Origin of the sequence: Oceanobacillus neutriphilus, assembly GCF_014645515.1 — a bacterium.
Classification (GTDB): Bacteria; Bacillota; Bacilli; order Bacillales; family Amphibacillaceae; genus Oceanobacillus; species Oceanobacillus neutriphilus.
On record NZ_BMLW01000013.1, the window covers coordinates 186,349 to 199,079 of the forward strand.

General features: G+C 37.5%; 15 protein-coding genes, 1 tRNA gene and 1 pseudogene. 3 read left to right on the top strand and 14 right to left on the bottom strand.

What is annotated here, in order from left to right:
- Positions 1-11: 11 nt before the first annotated feature.
- The 9 genes from panF to mntA all read right to left on the bottom strand — a co-directional run bounded on the left by panF (position 12) and on the right by mntA (position 7,906).
- On the bottom strand, positions 12-1,454 hold the full coding sequence (gene panF, locus IEX29_RS20545; protein WP_188736744.1) for a sodium/pantothenate symporter: 1,443 nt from the start codon (positions 1,452-1,454) through the stop codon (positions 12-14).
- A 42-nt stretch (positions 1,455-1,496) separates the two neighbouring features.
- A complete protein-coding gene (locus IEX29_RS20550) occupies positions 1,497-1,772 on the bottom strand; it encodes a YhdT family protein (RefSeq protein WP_188736746.1) in 276 nt (91 codons plus the stop codon).
- Positions 1,773-1,881: 109 nt separating this feature from the next.
- Positions 1,882-2,535 (bottom strand): pyridoxine/pyridoxamine 5'-phosphate oxidase, encoded by a 654-nt coding sequence (locus IEX29_RS20555; protein WP_188736748.1) that lies wholly within the window; start codon positions 2,533-2,535, stop codon positions 1,882-1,884.
- A gap of 41 nt (positions 2,536-2,576) precedes the next feature.
- Positions 2,577-3,569 (bottom strand): LLM class flavin-dependent oxidoreductase, encoded by a 993-nt coding sequence (locus tag IEX29_RS20560; RefSeq protein ID WP_188736750.1) that lies wholly within the window; start codon positions 3,567-3,569, stop codon positions 2,577-2,579.
- Positions 3,570-3,668: 99 nt separating this feature from the next.
- Positions 3,669-5,045, bottom strand: coding sequence for a DHA2 family efflux MFS transporter permease subunit (locus IEX29_RS20565; protein ID WP_188736752.1), 1,377 nt, complete (start codon positions 5,043-5,045; stop codon positions 3,669-3,671).
- 39 nt (positions 5,046-5,084) lie between these two features.
- A complete protein-coding gene (locus IEX29_RS20570) occupies positions 5,085-5,519 on the bottom strand; it encodes a GNAT family N-acetyltransferase (protein ID WP_188736754.1) in 435 nt (144 codons plus the stop codon).
- A gap of 186 nt (positions 5,520-5,705) precedes the next feature.
- Positions 5,706-6,893, bottom strand: a complete 1,188-nt coding sequence (locus IEX29_RS20575; RefSeq protein WP_188736756.1) for a DUF4317 domain-containing protein — start codon at positions 6,891-6,893, stop codon at positions 5,706-5,708.
- A 205-nt stretch (positions 6,894-7,098) separates the two neighbouring features.
- Positions 7,099-7,509, bottom strand: a complete 411-nt coding sequence (gene hepT / locus IEX29_RS20580) for a type VII toxin-antitoxin system HepT family RNase toxin (protein WP_188736758.1) — start codon at positions 7,507-7,509, stop codon at positions 7,099-7,101.
- Complete coding sequence (gene mntA / locus IEX29_RS20585; protein WP_188736760.1) at positions 7,499-7,906, bottom strand: type VII toxin-antitoxin system MntA family adenylyltransferase antitoxin; 408 nt, start codon at positions 7,904-7,906, stop codon at positions 7,499-7,501. Before mntA ends, hepT begins: the two co-directional genes overlap by 11 nt.
- A 189-nt stretch (positions 7,907-8,095) precedes the next feature.
- Between mntA and IEX29_RS20590 the strand changes: the two genes are divergently transcribed.
- Positions 8,096-8,166, top strand: a tRNA-Ala gene (locus IEX29_RS20590).
- Positions 8,167-8,306: 140 nt separating this feature from the next.
- Here the strand turns inward: IEX29_RS20590 and IEX29_RS20595 are convergent.
- The 4 genes and pseudogenes from IEX29_RS20595 to IEX29_RS20610 all read right to left on the bottom strand — a co-directional run.
- Positions 8,307-8,588: a hypothetical protein gene (locus IEX29_RS20595; protein WP_188736762.1), complete on the bottom strand. Its 282-nt coding sequence runs from the start codon at positions 8,586-8,588 to the stop codon at positions 8,307-8,309.
- Positions 8,589-8,605: 17 nt separating this feature from the next.
- Complete coding sequence (locus IEX29_RS20600) at positions 8,606-8,818, bottom strand: hypothetical protein (protein ID WP_188736764.1); 213 nt, start codon at positions 8,816-8,818, stop codon at positions 8,606-8,608.
- Between the two features lie 131 nt (positions 8,819-8,949).
- On the bottom strand, positions 8,950-9,420 hold the full coding sequence (locus IEX29_RS20605) for a peptide-methionine (S)-S-oxide reductase (protein WP_188736766.1): 471 nt from the start codon (positions 9,418-9,420) through the stop codon (positions 8,950-8,952).
- Positions 9,421-9,457: 37 nt separating this feature from the next.
- A pseudogene (locus tag IEX29_RS20610) lies at positions 9,458-9,616 on the bottom strand (DapH/DapD/GlmU-related protein); the annotation flags it as partial.
- Positions 9,617-9,904: 288 nt separating this feature from the next.
- Between IEX29_RS20610 and IEX29_RS20615 the strand changes: the two are divergent.
- On the top strand, positions 9,905-10,861 hold the full coding sequence (locus IEX29_RS20615; RefSeq protein WP_188736768.1) for a bile acid:sodium symporter family protein: 957 nt from the start codon (positions 9,905-9,907) through the stop codon (positions 10,859-10,861).
- Positions 10,862-10,962: 101 nt separating this feature from the next.
- On the opposite strand, the gene IEX29_RS20620 is transcribed toward IEX29_RS20615, so the two are convergent.
- Positions 10,963-11,136, bottom strand: a complete 174-nt coding sequence (locus IEX29_RS20620) for a DUF6440 family protein (RefSeq protein WP_188736770.1) — start codon at positions 11,134-11,136, stop codon at positions 10,963-10,965.
- A gap of 314 nt (positions 11,137-11,450) precedes the next feature.
- Between IEX29_RS20620 and IEX29_RS20625 the strand changes: the two genes are divergently transcribed.
- Positions 11,451-12,368 (top strand): AEC family transporter, encoded by a 918-nt coding sequence (locus IEX29_RS20625; protein ID WP_188736771.1) that lies wholly within the window; start codon positions 11,451-11,453, stop codon positions 12,366-12,368.
- Positions 12,369-12,731 lie beyond the last annotated feature (363 nt).

The window sequence follows — 12,731 nt, forward strand, 5'->3', positions numbered from 1 at the left end:
GTTATCTGCCTTTATACTATTTCACACGGCAGGCTTTCTTTTTTATATAATAAACTCCCTGAAACATAAGCAACGAAAGCCAGCATCATAGATGTCACAACAGAATGCATTCCGAACGGCTGCGGGTAAAAGGATTCAAAGATAATATAGCTTATAACACCGGTAAGCATCGAAGCAATAGCCCCATGCTTGGTCCCTCTCCTCCAATAAAGCCCGAGAATAATCGGCCAAATAAAAGCTGCCTCCAGTCCGCCCATAGAAAATAAATTCAGCCAGATAATTAAATCAGGCGGCTGCAGCGACATTAAAATAACGATGATTCCTATTAATGCGGTAGCACCCATACTCCATCTGCGAATGGTTGTATCGCCGGCATCGGGACGTACATAATTTAAATAGACGTCTTTTACAATCGTGGAGCTTACCATTAACAGCAGTGAGTTAACTGTCGTCATAATCGCCGCCATCGGTGCTGCCAAAACAATTCCTGCTGCCCAGCCCGGTAAAACAGCCTGCGCTAACTCAGGCATCACGGTATCGCCTATTTCAATCCCCGGAAGTACTGTCCTGCCAAACACACCAATTAAGTGCATATTCAGCATAATAAAACCTACAACAAAGGTACTGATAATAATGCCGCGATGCAGCGCTTTTGCATTTTTATAGGACATCGCACGGACAGCAATCTGCGGCAGCGCGACAACACCGACGCCGACTAATACCCAGAAGGAAGAAACATAAGCAGGAGTCAAGCTTCCATCTGCACCGAATGGTGTTATCAGATTGGGATTCTCTGCAGCCAGATCACTCATAATTTGAGATACACCACCGCCTGCTATAACGACTGCTATAAGCAAAATAAGCGTCCCAAGGAACATAATAATACCCTGGATTCCATCTGTGATAGCTACTGCCCGGAATCCGCCAACCACAACATATACTAAAACAGCAAGTGAAAAAATACATAATGACGTAAAATAAGATATACCTGTCAACGATTGAATCAGGCGTGCCCCTCCAATCCACTGTGCAGACATCGCTGAGAATAAGAAAATCAAAATGCTTGCTGCAGAAAGAATCACAACCCATTTCGATTGATACCTTTCCTTTAAAAAATCAACAATCGTAACCGTCTTGTATTTCCTCGTGACAATAGCAAAACGTTTTCCAAGCACCATCAGTACGAAATAACCAGTTGCCAGCTGTGTCATGGATAACAGCACCCATCCGAGACCTTCATTATAGGCTGTACCCGGTCCGCTCAGGAAACTGCTCGCACTTCCATATGTAGTTACCAGTGTCATTGCCAAAATAAAACCGCCAAGACTTCTTCCGCCAAGAAAATATTCTTGTAAAAAGGAGTCAGAACGGCTGACAAATTTACCGGCCCAAATCCCAATCAAAAAAACAATCGCAATAAATATAAATAGTGGTAAAACTGCTTCCAAATTCATGACCTTTCTCCTTTGATATATCTGAAATGAAATATCCTTCTGCTATTCTTCCTCTTCTGCTTCTAAAGACACATCTTTAAAAAAGAATTTAACTACGAACACCGTCAAGGCCATCATCACAATAAAACCAAGAATGCAGCTGAAGAAAAACCACGCCGGAAAACCGAATATATAATGATAAGATTCCGGAGATTTACTTCCAAGTCCATAAGCAAATCCAAACCACCAGATAAAATTAAAAATAACAAGACCTACACCAATCCACGCTTCCCGATTAGCTATTTTATAGCGTTTATCGTTCCATTCTTTTTCTTTCATACAAAAAGCTCCCATCTATCCGGAAAAGGTTATGTTCCTTTTTACTATAATAATAAAAATTCCAAATGATATACAGCAGAAAGCATATCATTTGGAATTTTTTCACAGTCTATGGCCATAACAGAGATTTCTTCCACCCGTTGTCTAATTGATATCTTAATCTGGAATGCTTTCTGCTGTCTGCAGCCTGCCAAAACTCAACTTCGCTGGCAGCCACCCGATACTGGGTCCAGGCAGAAGAAACTGTATTTGGATTCTTCTCCAGCTCGCTGACTTCTTCTTTTAAAGCCTCATCCAGCTCCTCCTGTTTTTCAAGAACCTCGCTCTGTTTTCCTAACAGGGCAATTGCTCTTGCTACGGTTCCCCGTTTAAGAAAATCACGCGCATTGCTTTCTGGATCCATTTTCTCTACAGACCCTTTAATACGAATCTGCTTTCCCAAAATCGGCCAGTAAAAATTCAGCGCAGCATGAGGATTTGCCTGCAGGTGTTTTCCTTTTTCGCTTTCTGAACTGGATGCAAAATACCAGCCAGCTTCATCTAAGTCTTTTAAGATAAGAATACGTGAATCTGGATAACCATTTACATCAACAGTTGATACTGTCATGGCATGCGGATTAGGAACATGTTTTTCGACAGCTGTTTGAAACCAGCTTCCAAACAGCTCATGCGGTGTAACTGGAGTATTAGTTATATCCAGTCCTTTAGACTCTCCCAGAATCGTCTTTGCCTGTATAATCTGTTCGCGAATGGCTTTATTCATTTTCTCACACTCCCTGTTGTTTATACAGCATTCCTATTGTCTTAAAGCATTACCTCTGCCAACAGACGATAAGATTTTTTCTTTGCTTCAAAATCAAAAATATTATTAATAACCATAAATTCGTCAGTCTGGTATTTTTCCTGTAATGCTAATAACTGTTGTTTGACAGATTCAGGTGTACCGATAATACACCGTTTTCTATTTTCCCTGATAATCTCTCTGTCTTCATGACTCAGCCTGTGCCTGCGAATATCTTCTATATCAGCTACTTTTGTTCCCAGTCCTTTGCTCACATTCAATAACCATTTATCCTGTGTAACCGCATGCTTCTCTGCTTCCTCTTCCGTCTCTGCACAGACAATAAAAATACAGACAATAGACTCCGGTTCTTTCATAATAAAAGACGGAGAAAAGTTATCTCGATATGCTTGGAGAGCTTTCACACCATTTTCCGGGTAAATAAAATGACCAAATACAAAGCCGGTTCCCAGTTTTGCTGCATGTTTTGCACTGCGCTCTGATAAACCTAACAGCCAAAGCGGCGGTACCTGCTCAATGCGCGGACCTGCTTTCACTAAACGAAAATCATGATCACGCGGCAATGAATTATGCAAGAATCCTTGCAAATCAGCAATTTGTCTTGGAAATTCAGTGGGATCCCTGTCTGGTTTATCTATCAGTGCAGCTCTCGTCTGCGGAGAACCTCCTGGAGAATTCCCGACACCAATATCCATTCGATTTGGAAAAAATGCCGCCAATGTTTTAGCAATCTCAGCAACTTTATAAGCACTGTACTGCGGGAGCAGAATACCGCCGGAGCCTACACGGATACGGCTTGTTACAGAAGCAATTCTCGTCATGACAATTTCCGGAGCAGAAATAGCCAACCCATTCGTATTATGATGCTCTGCCACCCAGTAACGGTGATAACCAAGCTTTTCTGCCCATTGTGCCAGCTCCAGCGTATGCTGCAATGCCGTTTCCGGAGTTTCTCCCATAGCAATCGGGGATTGGTCTAATACACTTAATTTCATATTGAACACGTTCCTTTTCCAGTTTAAGAAGCTTCTATAAATAATTAAAAAGCATAAATGCCATCTATACAACATTTATGCTTTTTAACCGCTCTGCTGCTATTCTTTTTTCTCCTTAATACGTATTGACAACAGCACACCAAGCAACGCTGCCACAGCCATAATACTAAATGCGTACGTTGTTCCCCAGTAAGTTCCTACCCGTTCCGGTGCATCCATCACAGAAGTGGTTATACTGATAACCGTGGTCAGAATCACGACACCAAAGGCCATCCCTAATTGGCGTACTGTATTTACAATCGCTGAATTATGAGCCATCTCCTTCTCATCCAGTACATTTACACTGACAGAAACCAGCGGCATCAGTGATAAACCGAAGCCGGTCATAAAGAATCCAAAGTAAATCATAATTAAAAACGGAGAGCTGTCGATGTGTAATGTTGTCATCAGCACTAAAGACAGCAGCGTAAATGCAAAACCGATAACAGCTAAAATTCTGCCGCCGTACCGATCATATAAATTTCCCGACACAACCGAAACAATACAAAGCAGAATCGTACCGGGGACTAATAAAAATCCGGATAGAAAAGCACTTGTTTCCAAAACGTTTTGCGCAAACATCGGCAATATTGTTTCTGCCGATAACAGAAGCATCATATCCATAAAAATAAGTACCACAGTCAACAGAAATGTCCGATTTTGAAATAAGCGGACATTAAGCACAGGCACATCATCCGCCAGCTGACGCCTTACAAATAGATATAATAAAGCAGCACTGATCAAGAATGGCAAAATAACTAGGTAAATATCCAATCCTGAGATACTAATATTACTGATGCTAAAAATAAACAAAGAAAAAGCCCCTGCTGAAAGAATCACAGAGAGGATGTCCAGCCGTGCCTCATGTTTTTTCAATACATCCTTCATATAAAAAACAGCTAAAACAAAAAGAATCAGCACGAGCGGCAACATAAACCAATGGAGGATACGCCAATGAAAAACATCAATAATCATCCCGGTCAAAGATGGTGCACTTGCCGGCGCAACATTAACGACACCCCCGAGCAGTCCAAGCGCAAACCCCCGCCTTTCTTTCGGAAATACCGTAATTAATATCGTTTGGATCACGGGCAATATTACGCCCGTACCAATTGCTTGAATGGCTCTGGCAAGAATTAATTGGATAAAGCTTTGCGAGAATGCCCCTACAATAAGACCAGTTGCCATGCAAAGCAGTGCAAAAATTAACAGCGCCCTGGTTGAAAATCGATTAGACAAATAACCGGTCAGCGGGATAAATATAATGGTTGTTAATAAATAAATTGTCGTTAACCACTGAACCTCCGTTGCATTAATCTGAAATTCTCTCATAATTGCCGGATATGAAGTAATTAATAGAAACTGGCAAAATGTTAATAAAAATGCAGTTGCCATCGTAACAATAATAACACCTTTATTTTCTTTTTTATGCTGCATGGCTCCTCCTTATTTGTTGTGACATTGCCTATCATTTAATTAGGTGAACTGCTTTACCATTAAGTAATGCGGGATACCATCTTCCATAAATTCATCCGAGGCAGTTTCATATCCGAGCTTGTGATAGAATCCTTCCGCATGCGTCTGTCCATGCAGCTTTGCCTTAGTCAAACCCTTTTCTAAAGCGATTTCCTCTAAGGATTTTACAACAGTCTTCCCAAGACCATATTGACGATAAGGCTTCAAAATGCAGATCCGCTCTAACTTCCCTATTCCCTCTACTGCTCTAATTCTTCCTACTCCTACTGGTTTATTGTCGTAATATACTAAAATATGATCGCAGTCAGCATCCAACGAGTCAAATTCATCAAACTCCTCTTCCTCTGCTACCTCCTGCTCCTTCACAAAGATTTCTTTTCTAATTTCAAAAACTTTCTGTAAATCCAGCTCATCTGTTACTATTTTACATGTCATTACTGTGCTCCTCTCCAGATTTATGTATGAAATGATACAAAACTTAGTAGCTATCATTATAAGGCAATCCATTATTGTTGTAAATGCAACAATAATGGATTGTTAGATTTAAAAGCTTTGAAAAAGCCTCTCAGTCTAATTTCGACCAAGAGACCCCTTCCTTTTCCATAAAGAGAACGATGCTTTTTATTCTTTATCTTCTACCCTGTTGAATATTGCTTCCGGAATCATTTCAAAGCCTTCAATCACGGTGTTTTCTTCCACTTCAATCATTAGACAGAGCTTGCCGTCAAGCGTTGTCTGGCGCACATAGCGTAGATCCTGCGGACATACTTTAATATCCGCCACTTTTGTTTTAATTTTAATGGACTTCGATGTATATTTCGGCACAATACTTGTTGCCTTCAGCTCATATTTCTCGTCATCAATTACCTTTTTAAATGCGGACTCTACCTTTTCCGGATCAATATCCTGCACACCACTGCTGGTTAATACCTTTTCGACATCCTTATAATCCAGCTTTGGTGCATCGGGTTCTTCATTTTCTTCCACAACACGCTGAATCTCATCATATACATTCGCCAGTGTCGTCGTATTAATTTGTTCTCCAGCTACATCTTTAACTATTTCTTCAAAAACGATCTTATCATCCTCTGCGGTCATGGCTTCTTCAGCATTCAAGACTTCCTCAATCAGATGATAATCCAGCTCATATGGTTTTGAAGCAGAATAAAGCACATGATTCACATCTGCTGCGCCGCCTGTAAAGGATGGGAATAAGAAACCGCCAATAGGCGCTTTTAAATTAATCACCGGATCAACGACAAAGTGATATTTAAACTCCTTCTCCACATAATCAAAAAGCAGCTCTTTTTTCGGATCCATCGTTTTGTTGATGCTGCATAAAATAAAAGGACTTGAATAAACTCTGTCTCTGCTGCTTTCTTCAGATTCTTCATTACTTCGTTTCGTAGGCTTTGCATATTCCCCATGAATAAATGTAACGACAATATCCATCTCATACTGCTTATCCTTCAGCATTTTCGCTACCAGCTCCAGCATCTGCTCCTTCCATTCCTCTGTATCTCCAGAGAGCATGGCCTTATGAAGGATAAGCTGACTGCTGTCTTCCACATCACGCTGAAACTTAAGCTCGAACAATTTCTGATCTAACTGACCTGTCAGCACCTTTTTAAAATTCGCCATAAACAAGTCCTTCTGCTCGTCCTCCAGCAGTTCAAACGGTGTGCTTTCGTAATGATAGATTTCACTGGATTCCTTCATAATATATACATTAAAAATATCCTGGATTTTTAATAAATCATTATTTACTTTGAATTGTTTTTTTATATCTGCAATATCTTTTTTATTCAAAATGAATTCTCCTCTGATTCTTAATCGGCCTAGCCTTTTTGCTGCCAGATTTTTCGGTAGTATTTACTTATTTTATCACAAAACAAAGCTGGATTCAGTGGGAGATGTACTTTTGCTTAAGTAGTTTTTTCAAGCAAAAAAACTGGATTAATGTAGATTCTGATGATTGAATCCCTTTTAATCCAGTTTTTTAGTTCACCCCTATTTAATCCTGATATTCCAGAATCTCTCTACTATAAGTTTTAAAATCATCTAAATGTTTCACTATAATAGCTTGCATAATATCCAGATTGAGTGATTGATAATCATGTACTGCAATATTTCTAAAACCGGCCATTGCTTTCAAACGGCTTGCAATCTGTTTACTAATGATATTATGTGCATGCAACATATCAAAAGCATCTCTGCTTGTTTGAGGCAGACCTAATTTTTCTTTTGAAATGATATGCATAGCCAAATCAATAGCAGCTTCACAAGCTCTTTGGATATTTAAAATAATGGAATCTTGCTTCGTGTAATCTTGCAGGTTCTCAGGGTCCCCGTTATATACTTCTTTCACACGAATAAGGCATCTTTCGATAATCGCTATCTTATTAAGAATAACGTCACTCTCCATATACAGATCCCCCTTCTTTTATCTTCTCCAAAATCGGTTGACGTGCTTCATTCAGCTTTACATAGGAGCTTAGGGCTGTCATTCGCAGCTGATAAAAATAATCTTCGTCATCCGTATAAATCAGTAAACCCGAATAATAGATTTGTGCTTGAAATACTGTTGAAGCTTCCTTTAAATGAATCAAATCTACATCTATTTTTAATAGGTCTGCCAACTCTTGAGCAGCCATAAATATATTGTAAGCAGAGGGAGAATCATTTTTACACTGAAAAGCAATATCCAAATCACTTTCTTTATGGTTTGTGCCTTTTGCATAAGAACCAAATATTAAAATAAATGATGGATTAAATTTTGCAACAAGAAAATCTTCAACTATTTTAACCATCTCCTGCCGCATTGCAATCGCTCCCTTTTATCAGTTTTCACTATTATATCATCTTGAAGAGTAACGACATATTCATCTTTTTATTATTTCCTGACAAATTTATTTTAATCTGAATGTATCATAAAAGTCTTGATGTACTCTCAACAAAAGTATATAATGTTATTGTTCGTTTGATTTCTAATACACTTTTCAAACATTTTCGGGGCCTTGGTATAATGGGATTACGTTTGACTGGCAGTCAAATAATACGGGTTCGATTCCCGTAGGCTCCATTACCGGTAATACATAAAAACACGCTTGCTTATTCTAATTCAGAATGGGAAGCGTGTTTTTTTATGAAGTCTTTTTTTCATACATTGTTATCCTGTTTATTTCACAAATGCAGTTGATTCTGAAACATCAGTTATCCGCTTTAAAATAAGCTTTCCATATAAAGCACAATATGTGGTAACAAGTAAATTAAAAATACAACTAACCCAATTACTGTCATCAAAAATAGCCATATCTTTCTTATCCTCAACTGCACAAAAGCAGATACTATAACTAGTACATTAAAGATGGCAATAGCCGAAAACCAGACTACATAGGATTGATCTGGTTCTGGAGAAGCAGGATTATATTTCCCTCCCAAACCAATAATAGCTGCTAATAAGAATATGCATACATGCACTAAAATCACTGTGAACCGAAACAATCAAACCACCTGCTCTCTTACTCTTTCTTTTTTTCATATATTTTTATGGCAATATATGAAATGATGGAAACAATCAATACAGTAATTCCAATTACAAGCGTAAAATTTTCTACAGTGAATAGGGGAGAATCATTGCTTTGATAACCTATATAGAATACGATTGTTAATAATGTAAAGGTCACTATATTTGTAATAAAATATCTTTTTAACGATTTTATCGAAGGCTTCATGATTTTCATCCTTTCAAATCAAAATAGGAGACTTCTTCAGCTTTCCAGGTCAATTCACTATCGTATGCCTTTTATCTCTTCTCCCGTATACTCATCAATCTGTCTAATGCAGGAAACATTTCATTTTCCCCTTACTTATATTTATGTAATATTTCTTCTGGAATATGGCAATAGTCATTTGGGCATCTGGTTAATCTATCCTGATGTTCTTCTGCACTTCTCACATAATTGGTAAGTGGCAATACTTCAACCACAATACGGTCATAATCCATTCTATTCTTAAGGAACGCTGCCGCCTCTTTTAAATGCTCCGAATTTTCACTATATACTCCTGTTCTGTATTTCACACCAACGTCCTGTCCCTGCTTATTCAAACTGTATGGATCAATGATTTCAAAAAAATATCCCATTAATTCTCTAACCGTCACAACCTCTGGGTCAAAGCCTGTTTTTACACATTCAGCGTATCCATCATAATCCCCTTCAAGTGTTTGACTTGTTCCATTAGCTCTTCCTGCTTCTGTAAATGTAACACCGGGTAATGTTTTTATAAACGCCTGCACTCCCCATAAACATCCGCCTGCAAAATAAACTACTTCCATATTGACTCTCCTCTTTGTGTAAAAAAACACTCAAAATTTAAATACTTTTCAATATTTTTGCCGGGTTTCCAGCTACTATCCTATTCGCAGGAACATCTTTAGTAACGACAGAACCGGCAGCTACAATTGAATTATCACCAATAGTAACCCCAGCCAAGATAACACAGCTGCCGCCGATCCACACATCGTTACCAACTTTTATTGGTATGGCATAGCCGCTCTTATTTCTTCCTTCAGGTTCAATCGATAGATTTTTTCTTTATTTTTATTATCCATAACGCAGCTCCCTTTGTATAACATTATCCTTTTTATAGATTCATATCTGACCCCATTACGTATTAATAAATATTTTTTAAGAGTAGTAATGAAGGCTAAAATTAATTATTTTTTTCATTACGTCAACTTGCTTGCAGCCGTTGTCTGGAAATAAACAGTGGTTAGTTTTATACTGTTTATAAATACTTGAATAAAGAAGGTATCTAAAGTGTTAGACAGATTGAATAAACAGCTCCAAACATTCATGCCGATTTTGACACCTCTTAGCGTAATCATTGGCGTATTATTTCATAATATCGGTGAACAGTTATTATTTTTGGTTCCCTGGTTATTTGCGTTTATGACATTTGCAGGAAGCTTGAACATGAAATTCAAAGATGTAAAGGTTTTTTCTCAGTATCCAGCTGCTATATTGTTCGGAATTGCTTTTTTACATATTATTATGCCATTTGGGGCTTATTTTCTATCGACTATCATTTTCAATGATCATTTATTAACCATTGGATTTGTTATATCCGCAGCTATTCCAACAGGAGTAACCAGTATTATCTGGATTAATATGTGTAAAGGACATTTCCCTTTAGGCTTATCCATCATTTTAATAGATACATTATTAGCACCATTCATTTTACCTGCTGTATTGTATCTTTTTGCAGGGGAAACGATAGCAATTGATACAGCCTCTATCATTATTGATTTACTATGGATGATTGTACTGCCTTCTATATTAGGTATCCTGCTTCATGAATTTATGAAAGGCAATATTCAGGCATTTAGTAAAAAGCTCGCACCGTTTTCAAAATTAAGTTTGTTTGCGGTCGTCATCATTAATAGCAGTGCAGTTGCCCCTTATTTAACAGAAATCACCTGGGAGCTTGCTGCTATCATTCTAGCTGTATTCTTTCTGGCCGCAACGGGTTATGCGATAGCTTTATTCATTGGCCATCTTCTATTTAAGGATACACATATCGTAACTACACTCGTTTTTATTGGCGGTATGCGTAACATTCCGATTGGCATTATTATTGCTATTTCATATTTTCCTGCAAAGGTTGCAATGCCGGTTGTATTTTGTATGCTATTTCAACAAGTATTGGCAGCTTTATTTGCAAAAGTAACAGAAAAATATCAAGTAAAGCATCGTCTCGCTCCTAAGGAAAAATAACCTTTATCCAAATTATTGATAAAAAAAGGATAGCATTGTCAAACTCTGCATGCTATCCTGCTTTTTCACAACCTATCCCAGCTGTTTTACAAATTTCATCTTTAAAAATTCTTGTCCACTAAAGGCTTGCCATCCTGATCGACCATTACAGTCAATCCTGCTCCATAGCCTTCCTGATGCAGCATATACAAAACACCTGTCTCATTATCACGAATCACCTTGGTAACCTTCAATTTTCCCTGAGTATAAACTTCTTCAAAACGATTGTCTGCCATTATAACACCCCTTATTCGTTTTTTTCTGTTTCCAGTTTAACAAGGTATTACTTTAACCTTATTTTAACATACAAAAATTATTTTCCTTCCTTAGAATGTTCTGAATAACCATTACAAGGAAACCTGTGTAGATTCTTTTTATTCATTTTGCAATTTATATCATCTATATAAGTTTTCCTTATTTAAGAGGATAACTTTTTGATATTTTCCTTATTTTTCTTGCTATGATAAGATAAAGTCATCTTTGCACGGCATATTCCTATATTTACTAATTAATACAATCCAATAATAAATTATTTAGATTGAGGTTTGAAATGTTTATTTTTATTCTATTAGACGTGATATTACCAATATTGATATTGACCCTGACCGGGGCAGTATTACAAAGAAAATTTCACTTTAATCTGAAGCAGCTGTCTACACTGATTACATATTGCTTGATGCCGGCTGCTGTATTTGTGAACATATACCATATTAACATTGAAATAGATTTGTTTTTTCAAATAATATACTATCTGATACTTTATAGTTTAGCTTTGATTATCGTGAGTAATATTCTATCAAAAATATTAAAGCTAGATAAGGGAGAAAGCGCAGCTCTAAAAAATAGTATTTCGTTAATGAACTCCGGTAATTATGGCTTGCCGGTAAGTCAATTAGTATTCAGCCACAATCCCTTAGGTTTTTCCATTCAGGTTTTTATTTTAATTTTCCAGAATCTTTTAACGTATTCCTATGGAATCTATAACTTATTATCAGCAACCAAATCAATCGGAGGTATAATTCAATCCTTTCTAAGACTGCCTGTATTTCATGCACTTATATTAGGGGTACTATTCCAAGCTTTTGCTATTCCAATTCCTAATTCAATTATGATTCCGCTTGACCAGCTGGCCGATGGTTTTGTTGCCATCGCATTGTTATTGCTTGGAGCACAATTGTCCAACATCAAGCTGCATTTTTTCCATCGTGCAATTACATGGTCATTAATTGGAAGGCTGGTGATGGGACCATTGTTAGCGCTTGCTGTTATCTACCTGCTGAATATCGATGGAGTTGTTGCACAATCCTTATTTATCGCCAGTTCTTTTCCTACTTCCAGAAATACATCAACGATTGCTATGGAGTATCAAATCAAGCCTGAGCTGCATGCTCAAATCGTTCTATTCTCCACACTCTTCAGTATCATTACTGTAACTATGGTCATTTATTTATCATACATTCTATTTTGAGTCAGCTATATGAAGTAAAATAAAGATAAGAGCAACAGCCCCTGCCCGCTTCTCAAAGTGCCAGAGTTCCTCAATATAACAGGTTTTGGCACTTTTTCATTATGCCAATATCGATTTTTCTGCCATTTATACATTTGAATATCCCGGCAGACTTGTTCTTGTCCATTTCTCTAAATCTCTTTTTCCTTATGTTCATTTTATAAGTATCCATATTGGATAACATCGCAAGTTTCGAAATAAAAGGAAAGGGTATATCAAAAATCACTAGCATTGCATTAATTATGTCTAATAATACAAAATAATCCTAATTTTCGGTTTTTACTGTTTTAAGCCATAAAAAAATCCTTTATAATGAATTGGTCA